12 protein-coding genes are annotated in these 14,571 nt (G+C 66.5%); 3 read left to right on the top strand and 9 right to left on the bottom strand.

Annotated features, from left to right (window positions below):
• Nucleotides 1–29 precede the first annotated feature (29 nt).
• From BPSG_RS02650 to BPSG_RS02635, 4 genes are all read right to left on the bottom strand, one after another.
• A complete protein-coding gene (locus tag BPSG_RS02650) occupies nt 30–1,301 on the bottom strand; it encodes a deoxyguanosinetriphosphate triphosphohydrolase (protein WP_026643411.1) in 1,272 nt (423 codons plus the stop codon).
• 610 nt (nt 1,302–1,911) lie between these two features.
• The gene (gene alr / locus BPSG_RS02645; RefSeq protein WP_026643412.1) at nt 1,912–3,270 is read right to left on the bottom strand and encodes an alanine racemase; all 1,359 of its coding nucleotides are present in this window, start codon (nt 3,268–3,270) and stop codon (nt 1,912–1,914) included.
• Between the two features lie 68 nt (nt 3,271–3,338).
• Nucleotides 3,339–3,863, bottom strand: coding sequence for a GNAT family N-acetyltransferase (locus BPSG_RS02640; RefSeq protein ID WP_026643413.1), 525 nt, complete (start codon nt 3,861–3,863; stop codon nt 3,339–3,341).
• 90 nt (nt 3,864–3,953) lie between these two features.
• Nucleotides 3,954–4,448 carry an S-ribosylhomocysteine lyase gene (locus BPSG_RS02635; RefSeq protein WP_026643414.1) on the bottom strand — a complete coding sequence of 165 codons (495 nt, stop codon included), beginning with the start codon at nt 4,446–4,448 and terminating at the stop codon, nt 3,954–3,956.
• A 372-nt stretch (nt 4,449–4,820) separates the two neighbouring features.
• On the opposite strand from BPSG_RS02635, the gene BPSG_RS02630 reads away from it, so the two are divergent.
• The 3 genes from BPSG_RS02630 to BPSG_RS02620 all read left to right on the top strand — a co-directional run bounded on the left by BPSG_RS02630 (nt 4,821) and on the right by BPSG_RS02620 (nt 9,389).
• Complete coding sequence (locus tag BPSG_RS02630; RefSeq protein WP_034878983.1) at nt 4,821–5,849, top strand: iron-containing alcohol dehydrogenase family protein; 1,029 nt, start codon at nt 4,821–4,823, stop codon at nt 5,847–5,849.
• Between the two features lie 64 nt (nt 5,850–5,913).
• Nucleotides 5,914–7,893, top strand: coding sequence for a DNA helicase RecQ (recQ, locus tag BPSG_RS02625; protein ID WP_080699200.1), 1,980 nt, complete (start codon nt 5,914–5,916; stop codon nt 7,891–7,893).
• Between the two features lie 71 nt (nt 7,894–7,964).
• On the top strand, nt 7,965–9,389 hold the full coding sequence (locus tag BPSG_RS02620; RefSeq protein WP_033502126.1) for a glycoside hydrolase family 30 protein: 1,425 nt from the start codon (nt 7,965–7,967) through the stop codon (nt 9,387–9,389).
• Here BPSG_RS02620 and BPSG_RS02615 read toward each other — a convergent pair.
• From BPSG_RS02615 to BPSG_RS02595, 5 genes are all read right to left on the bottom strand, one after another.
• Nucleotides 9,386–10,576, bottom strand: a complete 1,191-nt coding sequence (locus BPSG_RS02615) for a cystathionine gamma-synthase (protein WP_026643419.1) — start codon at nt 10,574–10,576, stop codon at nt 9,386–9,388. The genes BPSG_RS02620 and BPSG_RS02615 overlap by 4 nt on opposite strands.
• Nucleotides 10,577–10,630: 54 nt before the next feature.
• The gene (locus BPSG_RS02610; RefSeq protein WP_026643420.1) at nt 10,631–11,656 is read right to left on the bottom strand and encodes a pyridoxal-phosphate dependent enzyme; all 1,026 of its coding nucleotides are present in this window, start codon (nt 11,654–11,656) and stop codon (nt 10,631–10,633) included.
• A gap of 405 nt (nt 11,657–12,061) precedes the next feature.
• Nucleotides 12,062–12,865: an ABC transporter ATP-binding protein gene (locus tag BPSG_RS02605; RefSeq protein ID WP_051591968.1), complete on the bottom strand. Its 804-nt coding sequence runs from the start codon at nt 12,863–12,865 to the stop codon at nt 12,062–12,064.
• The gene (locus BPSG_RS02600) at nt 12,862–13,674 is read right to left on the bottom strand and encodes an ABC transporter ATP-binding protein (RefSeq protein ID WP_026643422.1); all 813 of its coding nucleotides are present in this window, start codon (nt 13,672–13,674) and stop codon (nt 12,862–12,864) included. Before BPSG_RS02600 ends, BPSG_RS02605 begins: the two co-directional genes overlap by 4 nt.
• The gene (locus BPSG_RS02595) at nt 13,674–14,519 is read right to left on the bottom strand and encodes an ABC transporter permease (protein ID WP_051591983.1); all 846 of its coding nucleotides are present in this window, start codon (nt 14,517–14,519) and stop codon (nt 13,674–13,676) included. The genes BPSG_RS02600 and BPSG_RS02595 overlap by 1 nt, the downstream gene beginning before the upstream one ends.
• Nucleotides 14,520–14,571: the final 52 nt, after the last annotated feature.

Raw genomic sequence — 14,571 nt, 5'->3', positions numbered from 1 at the left:
ACGCCCGTGGAAGCAGCCGCCGTGGCCCGCTATGAGCACAGCAGTTCGTGCAGTGTCATGGCCGACCCGTCGGTCAGGCTCGCCACCTGGTCGACCGCCACGCGCAGCCGCTCGCCATCGCTTGCGGCGTTCGCCCAATCCTCCCAGAACACCGGTTCGAGTGCGAGCGACGGCTCCGGCGCGTCCGCCATCAGCACGTCGACCAAATCGGTGATGATCCGCTGCTCTTCGCCATGCAACGGCGAATGTTCGCGCGGCTCCATCAGGAAGTGCACCGCGATGCCTTTGAGCGCCAGGATCTCGTAACGCGTGTGCGGCGGTACCACCACCTTCGCACGGTAGCGCACGAGCGGCCCTGCGCCGTACGCGTCGCGCGTGGCGTTCTCCACGCTGTGCGCGAAGGTGCCGATCAGTGCGCTCGTCACGTTCTTGAGCTGCGCCAACGCGTGCCGAGAGCCATCGAAACGTTCGGGGAACGTGTGGCGGCGCTGCAGGCGTCCAAACGCGGCGAGCAGCTCATCCGGGTCCCATTGGCTGCCGTACCATGCCAGGATCTGCTCCACGACCGCGTCGAGCACGCGCGCGTCGCGCAGCTGCGCCGGGTCGCATGCGCCGGTCGCGATCGCGTCCTCCACGTCGTGCACGCTGTAAGCGATGTCGTCGCTCAGATCCATGATTTGGCATTCCATCGGCGTCGCCGTGCCAGGCGCGCCCTGCCGCAACCAGCGGAACACGGGTTCATCGTCCGGGTATACGCCGAATTTGCGGCTCCGTTCGCCTTTCGGGTGGTCGTCTGCGTGCGCGTAGTCCCACGGGTATTTGACCGAGGCGTCGAGGCACGCACGCGTCAGGTTGACGCCCGCCGAACGGCCGTCACGGAAGAACACCTTCGGCTCCAGGCGCGTCAGAATCCGCAAGGTCTGCGCGTTGCCTTCGAATCCTCCAATCGGCTCGGCGAGGCGCGCGAGCGCATGTTCGCCGTTATGCCCGAACGGCGGGTGCCCCAGGTCGTGCGCCAGGCACGCGCAATCCACCACGTCGGGGTCGCAGCCGAACATCTGCGCGATCTGCCTGCCGATCTGCGCCACTTCGAGCGTGTGGGTCAGGCGTGTGCGCGCGAAGTCGTCGGTGCCTGCCATGAGAATCTGGCTTTTCGCGCCGAGCCGGCGCAACGCCGATGAGTGGATCAGCCGCGCGCGGTCGCGTTCGAACGCGGTGCGGTCGCCGGATTTGGGGTCTTCCGGCGCCCACCGTTCCTCATCGTGCGCGCTGTAGTCACGGCGCGTCTCGTGCCCTGTCATAGGTATCACCTCTTCAACGGGTGGTGGAAAAACGGAAGAATGGGGTAACGGCGAGACCCGCAGCTGGATGCCGTAATGAACCGGAATTCAGTTTACGCGCCGTGCGGCCCACCCGGTACCCGTTGCCGGAGTATGTGTGTATGCGGCTCTTCTCAGGGTAGCTGGTGAGGATGCCTTTGAGCTGGTTGCTGTGGATGAGGTTTCGGCGGATGCACTCATCGACGATGGAAGGCCAAGGCGATACCGCGTAGGGTGCCTAGCCGGCCATGGTGGTTTCGCCGTTCGCGTCACTGTTTTCGCCGTTTGTGTCACCCTTTTCGACGTTACCGTCACTTTTTTGCCGGATTGATGACGATAACGGCGAAAACAGCGACGCAAACGGCGAAATCACACAAAATAGGTGATTCCGGACAGTTGACATGCCACAGGAGTCGCGAATACCACTGCCACCAAGGGATTCCGGACACTTACAAACGGTTGTCCTCCGGAGATGACCTCAATGGCAAACCAGCACCATACTCAAGGCATTCCGCCCATACGCATGCCTTGTGCCGGTATAGCGATACTGCACATCACTCCTTGGCGCACAGCCTGGCGTGCACGGTCTCCCCTACAGCAGCGACTGCGGGTCGAGGCGCGCCACGTCTTCTGGAGGCAGCACACTGCGCGCGTGCAGATACAGGCGCGGCACGCGGTTGCGCAGGCATGTGAAGATCTCGTAGCTGATTGTGTCGGCCGCGCGCGCCCAGTCGTCGGCGGTCGGCTCGGCGGCCGCTTCGCCGGCGCCGGGGCCGAACAAACGCACGGTGTCGCCGATGTGCACGCCGAGTTCCCGCGCGGAGCCGTGCAGGTCGATGATGAACTGGTCCATGCACACGCGCCCGCTGACGCGCATGAGCTTGGGACCGTACGCGGTGTCGACGCGCAGCGGGCCACCGGGTTTGTATTCGTGGCGCGCGCCCGCCTCGTCGAATCCGGAGGCGGAGCGGTGGATACCGTCGGCGTACCCGACCGGTACGATCGCGACCGACGTGCGCTCGCCGGTCAGGTAGACACGGCCGTACGACAGGCCGCTGCCTGCGGGCACGTCTTTGACCGAGCTCAGCTGCGCCTGCAACGTCATGGCCGGGGTGAGCCCAAAGTCGCCCGGCGTGCCCATCGCCGGGTCCGCCTCGTACCCGTACAGCGCTATGCCCGGGCGCACCAGGTCGTAGTGGATCTGCGGGCGCGTGAGCGTGGCCGCGGTGTTCGCCAGGTGGCGCACGCGTGGGTCGATGCCGCCGGCGCGCAGTTCGCTCGTGAACCGTTCGAACCGTTCGATCTGCATGTCGGTCTCGTGCACGAATCCGGCGTCCTGCGGCGCGTCGGCCACGGCGAGGTGGCTCCACTGCCCCACCACGTCGAGCACGCCTTCGTCGATGAGCGGGCGCAGTGCGGCGATGGCCTCGGGCAGTTGTTCGAGGGTGAAGCCGTTGCGCCCGAAGCCGGTGTCCACTTTGACATGCACGCGGGCGGTGAGGCCGGTGGCGCGGGCCGCGTCGGCGATGCGTTCGACGGCGGTCAGCGTGGCCACGGACAGGTCGATGCTGTTGGCGATCAGCTCACCGTACGGCGCGCACAGCGGATTGTTGACCCATGTGAGGATGTGCGCGCGGTCGGGCCCGATGCCGGCGGCGCGCAGCAGCAGCGCCTCGCGCGCCTGCGCCGTGCCAAGCCATGTGGCGCCTCCCGCGAGCGCGGCGAGCGCGACCGGAACCAGCCCGTGCCCGTAGGCGTCGGCCTTGACCACGCCCATGACTTCGGTCGTGCCGCTGGATTCACCGACGACACCCACCAGATGCCGCATGTTGTCGCGGATCGCGGCGAGGTCCACGATGGCCTGTGCGGGGTAGGCGCGGCGTGCGGCGTGGTAGTTCGCTTCGCCTTGGGGGCCGGAAAACGGCCATTTTTCAGCATTGGGTGCGCTCATAGGCGATATTGTGCCTCAGCCATGTGACGAATGCGATACGCGGGCGGAGCCGTGGGGCGCACGAAAATTCACCATTCGTGGCGCTGGTAGGCGATGCGTGTGAGATCTTCGTCGCGGTCGATGAGCTGGATCAGTCCGCAACGGGCGAAACCGCATGATTCGAGCACATGCTGCATGGCCTTGTTGTTGGGGTGCGTGTCCACGCGCACGTTGCCGTAGTGTTTGAGCGTCCATTCGATGCAGTCGCGCGCGGCGTGGCGCACCAGTCCGGACGAGGCGATGCGGTGGATGGTGATGTAGGAGTCGTTGTCGAGCCACGCGCCCTCGATCGACCCGTAGGTGGGGTCAAGGCCGGGACACACGGCGAATTGCGCGAGGATGCGCTCATGGCCGCCCACAGTGTCCACGAGCAGGATCGTGCGGTGGTTGGCGATGTCGTCGCGCACCACTTCGGGGCGCGGGAAGGTGTTGCCCCATTGCGTCGGGTTGCCGTTGCGCGCCATGAGCTCGCGGGCATGGGCATAGATGCGCTCCATCTGCGGGTAGTCCTGCATGGTGGCGTGGCGGAAGCGGCGCGATGAGGCATTCGGCATCGGTAACTCCTCGACGATGGTGGGTGGAGGTCAAACCATTGTGTATTTATACATATATACGCATATATACGTACATTGTCGTCGGCGCGCTCAGACGACCTTGCGTTCGAAGGCGTCGGAGCTGATGCCCTTGTCCAGGATGTCCTTGGCCCATTCCTTGGCGGTGAACAGGCTGTGGTCGCGGTAGTTGCCGCAGCTTTCGATGGTGGTGGCGGGCACATCGCTCCACTCGGCCTCATACGCGATGAACTCGAGCGATTCCTTCAACGCCTTCGCCACGTCCTCGGGTGAATGCTCGCCCCACGTGAGCAGGTGGAAACCGGTGCGGCATCCGAACGGCGAGCAGTCGATGTAGCCGGGGATGCGCTCGCGCAGCAGCACGGCGATCGTGTGTTCGATCGTGTGCAGGCCCGCGGTGGGGATCGCGTTCTCGTTCGGCTGCACAAGGCGCAGGTCGTAGTTCGAGATCACATCGCCGTTGGGGCCGGTCTGCGTGTCGATGAACCGCACATACGGGGCCTTGACCTTGGTATGGTCGAGTTCGAAGCTTTCCGGGCGTGGCTTGCTGGTCTGTTCTTCAGTCATGGCTCATCCTTTGCTGGTGGTCGTGGCGCATGTTCCGCCGGCTTCCCACTCTACTCCGCCGTCCCCGGCGGCCCCGACCGCGGGCCGTGCGGCCCGGTGCCCTTCCTCTCGAAGTGAACATCGCATGCACGAAATACAAACGGTCGTCCTACAATCGGCCCCAACGTTGCCGACCCGGCCACAAGCTCACCGTTGCACGCGCAACGGTGAGGAGCCCCGCACACCGGCCACAACCCACGGCCCTTGGTGTGGCACGGCCCTGATCCTTCTTTCGCATTTGACCCTTTGTCGTAAGGACAGCTTTCCCATGGCAACCAATGTTCAAGATTCCGACGTCCGCCCGGCCCCAACCGCTACATCAGCACCCCCGGCGTGGCCACGATCGTGCCCAGCTACCTCGAGGACTACGTCCACCCCGTCATCATCACCAGCGAACTGTCCGCCCAGCCGTTCCTCGACTACACCGGCTCAAGCGAGTTCTTCGCGCCGGCGCTGCGCTACGACGGATCGTCGAGCGAACGCAACGCGCGCGAACTCGCCGAACAGGCCCGCGCGCTCGACGCCGACGCGATCGTGGCGATCGGCGCGGGCAAGCTCGCCGACACCGCCAAGAACGTGGCCGAACTGCTGAACGTGGACCTGATCATGGTGCCGACGCTCGCCTGCGCGTGCGCCGCATACACGCCGTTCTCGGTGAACTACGACGACGAGCACCGCTATGTGGGCTCGCCGCTGCACGGCCGCAACAGCGTGGCGATGATCGTGGACTCCGCGCTGATCGCGCGCGCGCCCGCCGAGAAAATGGTGGGCGGCATCGGCGACACGATCGCCAAATGGTACGAGTGCGCGCCGGTGCTCGAACGCGCCAACGACCTGAGCGCCTTCGACCAGCTCGCCTACCAGTCCGCGCACCTGATCCACGACATTCTGCTCGAGCACAGCGAAGACGCCCTCAAGGCCCTGCGCGCCGGTGACTACGACAACGAGCAGGTACGCCTGCTCATCGACACGATCATCGGCCTGGCCGGCACCGTGGGCGGCCTTGGCTGCGAGCGCGCCCGCGTGTCGGGTGCCCACGCCCTGCACAACGGCCTGACGCAGGTGCCGGGTTCCGCCGCCACGATGCACGGCGACAAGGTGGCCTACGGCGTGCTCGTGCAGCTCGTGGCCGAGGGCAAGGAAGCCGAAGCGCGCCAGCTGCTCGCGTACTACGACAGCGTTGGCCTGCCCCACTCCTGGAAGCAGATGAACCTCGAGTTCACCGACGAGAACCTGCAGACGGTGGCCGAATACACCGCACAGCCGGATTCGACGTTCTTGGCCGCCGTGCCGGATGCCACCCCGCAGATGATCGTCGACGCCATGCGCGTTGTGGAAGAGTTCCCGGTGGAGGCCGCCTGACGCCCAAACACGCCCCGACGCCGCCCCTACCGCCAATGGGGCGGCGTTGGTACACTGGGCGGCTATGACAGGATTCGAAGCACACGCACACGCCAGCCAGCCCGATGCCGCCCACTACGGATCGCAGGCCGCGCTGGCGGCGTTGCGCGAGCACTTCGGTTACGAATCGTTCCGCCCCGGCCAAGCCGAACTCATCGAGGCGATCGCCTCCAACCGCGACGTGCTGGGTGTCATGCCCACGGGCTCGGGCAAATCCGTGTGCTACCAGATTCCCGCGCTGCTGCTCCACGGCATCACAATCGTCATCTCCCCGCTCATCTCCTTGATGCGCGACCAGGTGGACGGTGCGAACGAGATCGGCATCCCCGCTGCTTTCATCAACACCACGCAAACCATGGACGAGCAGGAGCAGGTGCTCGACGCCGCCTATGCCGGCAAGGTGAAACTGCTCTATGTGGCGCCCGAACGCCTGGAGACGCCGCGCTTCCGCAATTTCGCGGCACGCGCCGACATCGCGTTGATCGCGGTGGACGAGGCGCACTGCGTTTCGCAATGGGGACAGGACTTCCGCTCGTCGTATCTGGGCATCGGCGAATTCATCGCAGCCCTCCCCGACCGCCCCACCGTGGCCGCGTTCACCGCCACCGCGACCGAACGCGTGCGCCGCGACATCGTGCAACTGCTGGGCCTGCGCGACCCGCTCGTGCTGGTGACCGGCTTCGACCGCACGAACCTGTATTTCGACATGCTCAAACTCAATACGCGCGAGAAGGCGAACTGGATCGCGAACTACGTGGCCGAACATGCGGACGAATCGGGCATCGTGTACTGCGCCACACGCAAAGAGACCGAGGCGCTCGCGCAGACGCTCAACACGCTCGTGCCGCAATTGCGCGCGGCGCGCGGCGCGGGCAATGCGCCGGGCGACGTGGCGGCGGCCTACCATGGCGGCATGCCCGCGCCCACACGCGAACAGGCGCAGCGTGACTTCGTGACCGACCGCACGCCGGTCGTGGTGGCCACAAACGCGTTCGGCATGGGCATCGACAAGTCAAATGTGCGCTTTGTGATCCACCACAACATGCCCGAAAGCATCGAATCGTACTATCAGGAGGCCGGCCGCGCGGGCCGCGACGGCGAGCCGAGCCGCTGCACGCTGCTATGGAACGAATCGGACATCGTCACGCGGCGCCGGCTGCTCGACATGGGCGGCCCCAACGAACGCCTCACCGCCGACGAACAGGACCTGGTGCGCCGGTCCAAACGCCAACTGCTCGACGGCATGATTGGCTACTGCCGCACCACCGAATGCCTGCACCGCTACATGACGCGCTATTTCGGCGAACACGACGTCCCAGGCACGGGCCATTGCACCGGCGGATGCGTGAACTGCGCAAGCACCTTCGCCACCGTGGACGTGACGCCGGTCGCACGCGCGATCAGCATGTGCGTGCACGACCTGAGCCAGCATTTCGGCATGGGCAAGATCGTAGCGGTGCTGCGTGGCTCGAAGGCGCAGGATGTGCTGGCCCGCGGCTTCGACACGCTGCCCACCTACGCCACGCTCGAAGGCACGTCGGAGGCCCAGATCCGCGACGTGCTCAACCAGATGGTGGCGGATGGGTTCCTGTATATCGGCGAAGGACGGCTGCCGCTTGTGCAGTTCGGCCCGCGCGCCGCAGAGACCGCTAGCCCCACGTTCCATTACGAGATCAAGAAGACGGAGCGCAAAGCGGCGCGCACGGCCCCGCGCACGCAGCATGCCGCATACGGCAAGGGCGGCACAGGCGGGCCGATCGGCTCGTTCACGCCGGACGGCGACGGCGAGGCGCTGTTCGAACGCCTGCGCGCACTGCGTCTGGAGATCGCGCGCGACATCGGCAAACCGCCATACATCGTGTTTTCCGACAAGGCGTTGCGCGACATGGCGCAGCGCCGCCCGCACACCAGCGAGGAGTTCCTCGAGGTCAACGGCGTAGGCGCCAACAAGCTCGAACGCTACGGCGCGCGCTTCCTTGCGGCGATCAACGAGTTCTCCGACTGACCGCACGCACACAGCTGGGCGCTCGGCGCAATCCGCACGCGCGCATGGCGCCGGCGCGCTACAGTGGCCCCATGCGCATGTTTACCACGTATGCGAACGCCCATGACACGATGCTTGAGGCGGCGCTGCGCCCGGTGGACCTCCGGGTCGCTCCGGGCGCGGAGACGGCCGCCACACTGGTTCTCGACCCGGCGCGCCCCCGCCAGCGCATCGACGGGTTCGGCGCGTCGATCACGCAGGCCACGAGCTACCTGTGGCACAACGCCATGCGCCATCCGCACCGCGCGTTGCGCGACCTGTTCAGTGTGACCGAGGGCATCGGCATCTCGATGCTGCGCCAGCCGGTGGGCCCCTCCGACCATGTGACGCGCCCATACCGCTTCACGCGACGGCGCCCCGACCGGCATCTGCGCACCCTCGACTTCAGGCCCGAGGAATACACGATCCTGCCGATGGTCAAGGCCGCGCAGGCGATGCGCGCGCAATCCATGGGGCCGGCCGCCTCCGCCCCCGACCTCAACATCATCGTCAGCCCGTGGAGCGCGCCGTGGTGGATGAAGACGAACTTCAGCGCGCTCGGCAAACGCCCGTTGACGCGCCTGACCGGCTGGCTGCGCCCCGCCGCCTACCCGGTGTACGCCGAATACCTGGCGCGGTTCATCGAGACCTACCGGCGCCACGGCCTGCATGTCTTCGGCGTCACGCCCACGAACGAACCCGACTACCCGCAGTCACGCTGGCCGTCGATGGCGATGAGCCCAAGCCAGCAGGCGCGGTTCATCGCGCGCTTCCTGGCGCCATGCCTGCGCGCGCATGGGCTCGGCGACGTGCGCATCATGTGCTGGGACCACAACTACTCCACCGACCACTACCCCGACGGGCGTTTTGTGCGCGAACTGTATATGGACCCGCGCGCGTTCGCCGCCACGGCCGGCTCGGCATGGCACTACTACGGCGGCGCCGCGCGCACGATGAGCGACATCCACCGCCGTTGGCCCACGAAAGGCATCTGGGTCACCGAAGCCTCCGGCGGCGACTGGGGGCCACGCAACTGGGACGACGCGTTGGTCACGATGGGCGCGCGCGTCATCTCGATGATGAACAACTGGGCGCAGTCCGCCGTGCTGTGGAACATCGCGCTCGACACGCGCGGAGGCCCCGATTACTACTATCTGTGCAACGACCACACGCATTCGAGCAACCGCGGCCTGCTGACGGTGGACCGGCGCACCGGCGAATGCACGCGCAACGCCGACTATTACGCGCTCGGCCACTTCTCCAAATTCGTGCCCATCGGCTCGCACTGCATCACCAGTGAGCTGCGTGAGGCGCAACGGCTGCATGCCGCCGCGTTCGCCACGCCGGACGGCGCGGTCGCCGCGGTGCTGTGCAATGAGCGCGTGGACCCGGCCGCACTGCGCATCGACGTGCGCGGCCGGGAGTCGCAGACGCTCGCACTGCCGGCGCGCTCGTTGACGACGGTGGTGTTCGACTAGTCGGCCACCGCGGCGAAGGCCTGCTCAAGGTCGCCGATGAGGTCGTCCACATCTTCGATGCCGACCGAGAGGCGCACCAGGTTGGCGGGCACTTCGAGCGTGGTGCCGGCGACCGACATGTGCGTCATGGCGGCGGGGACCTCGATGAGCGATTCCACGCCGCCCAACGATTCCGCCAGTGTGAAGATCTCGGTGGAGGCGGCAAACCGGCGCGCGGCCTCGGCTCCCCCATCCAGCTGCACCGAGATCATGCCTCCGAACCCGCCATGCATCTGGCGAGCGGCGATCTCATGGCCCGGGTGTGATTCGAGGCCCGGGTACCAGACGCGTTCCACGCCGCTGTGGCCTTCAAGCCAGTGGGCGATCGTCATCGCGTTCTCGCTGTGGCGCAGCACGCGCAGTTCGAGCGTCTTCAAGCCGCGCATGTCGAGCCATGCGTCGAATGGCGAGGGCACCGCGCCCGCGGAGTTCTGCACAAACGCGATCTGGTCGCGCATGGTTTCGTCGTTGACCACCACGGCGCCGCCGACCACGTCGGAGTGGCCGCCGATGTACTTCGTCGTCGAATAGACCACGGCGTCGGCGCCGTCGGCGAGCGGATGCTGCAGGATCGGCGAGGCGAAGGTGTTGTCCACCACCACTTTGGTGCCGTACTGGTGCGCGAGGGCGGACGTGGCGGCGATGTCGGTGATGTTGAGCAGCGGGTTCGATGGCGTTTCCACCCACAGGTATGTGTAGTGCTTGGCAGCGAGCGCGGCGCTCACCTGGGCCGGGTCGGTGATGTCCACCACGTCGAGCCCGATGCCCCATGGCACGAACACTTTGGCGAGCAGGCGGTAGGTGCCGCCGTACACGTCGTTGCCGATGAGCACATTGTCGCCGGGACGCAGGGTGGAGCGCAGCAGCACGTCGATCGCCGCGAGCCCGGAGGCGAAGCTCATCGCATATGCGCCGCCTTCGACGGCCGCGAGCTGCTCGTCGAACGCGGTGCGTGTTGGGTTGACCGAACGGCTGTAGTCGTAGCCGTTGCGCATCTCACCCACACCGTCCTGCTTGAACGTGGATGTCATGAAGATCGGGGTGACAACGGCGCCCGTGGTGGGGTCGGGCGTCTGGCCGGCGTGGATGGCGCGGGTGGCCACACCCAGGGTGGTGTTCTGCAGGGTCTCGTGTGTGTTTGTGCTCATTGGTGTGTCTCCGTGCGTGGTTGAGTGTACTTGGTTGGGATTGGGTGGTTGTGCTCAGGCCATGGCTTCGGCGAGCGCCGCGTCGAGGATCGAGGGGCGGCTTGTGGCGGCCACCACGTCGGCGAAGCCGTTGTCGATCATCCAGTCGTCGTTGAAGATCTTCTCAAGGTAGCTGCGGCCCGAATCCGGCAGCAGCACCACGACCGTCTGCGATGCATCGAGGTCGTGCTTCTTCGCGTAGGCCACGGCGGCGGCCACCGCCATGCCGCTCGAGCCGCCGACGAGCAGGCCCTCTTCGCCGGCGAGCCGGCGCGTCATCAGGTAGGCTTCGGCGTCGGTCACCTGCTCGATTGCATCGGCGATCGTCTGGTCGTAGGCGGCCGGGTAGAAGTCCTCGCCCACGCCTTCGATGCTGTAGCCGTGCACGTTGGTCGGGTCGGAGTAGATCGAGCCTTCCGGGTCGGCACCCACGACCGTCACGGCGCCGTTGGACGCTTCCTTGAGGTAGCGGCCGGTGCCCGAGATGGTGCCGCCGGTGCCGATGCCGGCCACGAAATGCGTGATCTGGCCCGCGGTCGCTTCCCAGATCTCCGGGCCGGTCGTCTCGTAGTGGCTCAGCGGGCCGTTCGGGTTGCTGTATTGATTGGGCTTGAAGGCGCCGGGGATCGTCTCGGCCAAGCGGTCGGACACTCGGTAGTACGAGCGCGGGTCATCGGGTTCCACGTCGGTGGGGGTCACCACGACCTCCGCTCCGTAGGCGCGCAGTACGGCGCGCTTGGTCTCGTTCACTTTGTCGGGCACCACGAAGACCGTACGGTAGCCGCGCTGCTGGGCCACCATGGCGAGCCCCACGCCGGTGTTGCCGGACGTCGGCTCTACAATCACACCGCCGGGCTTGAGTTTGCCTTCGCGTTCGGCGGCGTCGATGATGCGTGCGGCGATGCGGTCCTTGGACGATCCGCCGGGATTGAAGTACTCCACCTTGACGGCGATGGTGGCTTTGACGCCGTCGGTCACATGGTTGAGCTTGATGAGCGGGGTGTTGCCGATGAGTTCGGAAAGTGAGTTGTGGATTGCCATGGGTCTGTTCCTTGCGTGGTTGGTGGTCGGTTGGTTCGTACGGGGGTTTTACGTAAGACGGCCCCGCGTGAATCGCGCGTTCAAACCATGGCGTTGAGATGGGGTGCGGCTGCCAGACGGCATATCACCGTGGCGTTCCGGCAATCCGGTGTGGGTTGGAAATCGGGCGCGCCTGTGGCCACACATGCAGTTCACTGGTGTGGGCGGCGTTGGGGCCCTGAGGAATCAGACCGGTACCATCTCAAGTTATGCGTCGAAGACCGCGCGCTGTGGGGCGTGTGGCTAGCGACAACAACAACATGAGAGATACGTCATGTGCCATACCGTACCCACGGCGCCCCGACAAGCACGGCGGCAGGTCCACATAGTGGACATACCGTTATCGCGAGCTGGCCATGTCGGCCGTCACAGCGTGGCCGCCTCGATGAGCGCCTTCGTATAGTCTTCCTGCGGCGTTTCCAGGATCTGGCGCACCGTGCCGCGCTCCACCACACGCCCCTCGTGCAGCACGAGCACGCGGTCGGCGATGTGCTGCACCACGCCAAGGTCGTGCGAGACGAACAGCATGGCCATGCGCGGGTTGCGCGCGCGGATCGCCGCGAACGCGTCGAGGATCTGCACGCGTGCGGCCACGTCGATCGCGCTCATCGCCTCGTCGGCGAGCAGCACGCTCGGCCCGGTCACGATCGCGCGCGCGATCGCCACGCGCTGCGCCTGACCGCCGGAAAGGTCCATCGGATAGCGCCACATGATCTCGTCCGGGTCGAGCGACACGAGCGTGAGCGCCTCACGCACCCGGCGCTCGCATGTCTCGTCGTCGATGCGCCGGTCACGCAGGCGCAGCGGTTCGGCAACCGAACGGAACGCCGTCCACCGCGGGTTGAGCGATTCGAAGGGGTTCTGGTACACGATGCCCGATTCGTCGCGCAACACGCGCAGTTGCGGCGCGCCGGCGCGACCCTCGATCGACGCGCCTCGGTAGCGCACATCGCCGCCGTCCGGCGTCTCCAAGCCCAGCAGAATGCGCGTGAGCGTCGATTTGCCCGATCCCGAGGCGCCGATGATCGCCACGCACTGCCCCGCCGGCACGCTGATGTCGACGTCGAACAGCACTTGGTGCCGTGCGCGCGCCGGGCCGAAAACCTTGCATACGCGCTCGCCCTGGAGCAGTACGTCCGTCTGTTCCGCCTGCGTCAGTGCGCCTGTCATTGCGCCCGCTCCCCTCGTGTGCCGCCGCCTTCGCCTTCCACTCCGTGCAATGTCAGTTCGCGCGCGGCCATCACGAGGCGCGCGCCCTGCGGGGTGCTCGGCTCGGCGAGCACACGCCGCGTGCGCCCCTGCTCCACAATCGTGCCGTGGTCCAGCACGTAGCAGTACTGCGTGGCGTGCGCGAGCACCGAAAAGTCGTGTGTGATGAACAGCATCGCCGCGCCGGCCTCGTCCACGAGCGAGACGAGCAGTTCCACGATCTGCCGTTGCGTCATCGAGTCGAGCGCCGTCGTCGGCTCGTCGGCGATGATCAGGCGCGGCGACGTGATCAGCGCGGTGGCGATGCCGACGCGCTGCTGCTGGCCGCCGGACAGCTCATGCGGGTGCCGCCCGACCAGGGACTCGTCGAGCCCCACTTTGCGCATCATCGCCAGCACGCGCGCCTGGCGGTCTTCGTTGGCTAGGTCGTAGTGCAGTTCGAGTGGCAGCGCGATCTGCCTGCCCACCGTGAGCAGCGGGTTGAGCGAGGCGCCGGGATTCTGGAACACCATGCTGATCGCCGCGCCGCGCAGGGCCGCCAGGTCGCGGTCCTGCATGCCGACGATCTGCTCGCCGTTCACATCGATCGATCCGCTGACCGTGGCTTCAACGGGCAACAGGCCCATCATCGCGCGCGCGATCATCGATTTGCCTGAGCCCGACGAGCCGATCAGGCCGACGCGCTGGCCGTCGCGCACGTCGATATGCACATCGGAGACAATCGGCGCGCCGCCGATGCGGATGGTGAGGTGGTTGACCGAAACGCCCATCATGCACCTCGCAATCGTGGATTGATGAGTGGGTCGGAGGCGTCGCGCAGCGCGTCTCCGAACAGGTTGAGCGCCACCACCACAATGGTGACGAGCAGGCCCGGCCACAGCACGGTGAGCGGGTAGATGTTGATGAACCGCACCGACGTGCTCAGCGAATGCCCCCAGCTCGGCACGCCGGACGGCACGCCGACGCCCAGATATGTCAGGCCGGCTTCGGCGAGCACGGCCGTGCCTGCCGAAAGCGAGCACTGCACGATGAGCACGGGCATGATATTCGGCACGATGTGCGTGAAGAACACGCGCGGCGCAGAGGCGCCGTTCGCGAGCGCCGACTCCACGTACATGCTGTGCGCGGCGAGCAGCGCCTGCGGGCGTGCCACACGCGCCAGGTTGAGGCCGTACCCGAAGCCGCACGCGAGCACGATGACCGCCACGGACGCGCCCATCGGCACGGCGAGCATGAGTGCGATCAGCACGGTGGGGATTGAGATCAGTGCGTCGATCGCCACGACCGAGCCATGTGCGAGCGCGGAATGGCGCGAGACCATCATCGCGACGAGCAGCAGGCCGAACGCCGCGGCGAAGGCCACGGTGAGCAGCACGATGAGCAGATTGGTGCGCGAGCCGGCCATGAGCCAGCTGAACAGGTCGGCGCCGGTGCCGTCGGTGCCGAGCCAATGGGCGCGCGAGGGCGCGGCCCAGACGTGATAGCCGTCGGTCTTCCACAGTGACTGCGGGGTCCAGAACAGCGAGACCACCGAAATGAGCATCCAAAGTCCGAGCACGATGAGCGCGAACCGACCGGTGCCGTGGCTCCACATCGTACTGAGCACAATGCGCATACGGCGCCGGCCGTGCACGCCGCGTGCGTCGGCGCGCACGCGTGGGGTGGGT

Source organism: Bifidobacterium pseudolongum subsp. globosum, assembly GCF_000741295.1.
In the GTDB taxonomy this organism is placed as follows: Bacteria; Actinomycetota; Actinomycetes; order Actinomycetales; family Bifidobacteriaceae; genus Bifidobacterium; species Bifidobacterium globosum.
The sequence above is the reverse complement of the archived record's forward strand: the minus strand, read 5'-3'. Positions and strand labels throughout refer to the sequence as shown.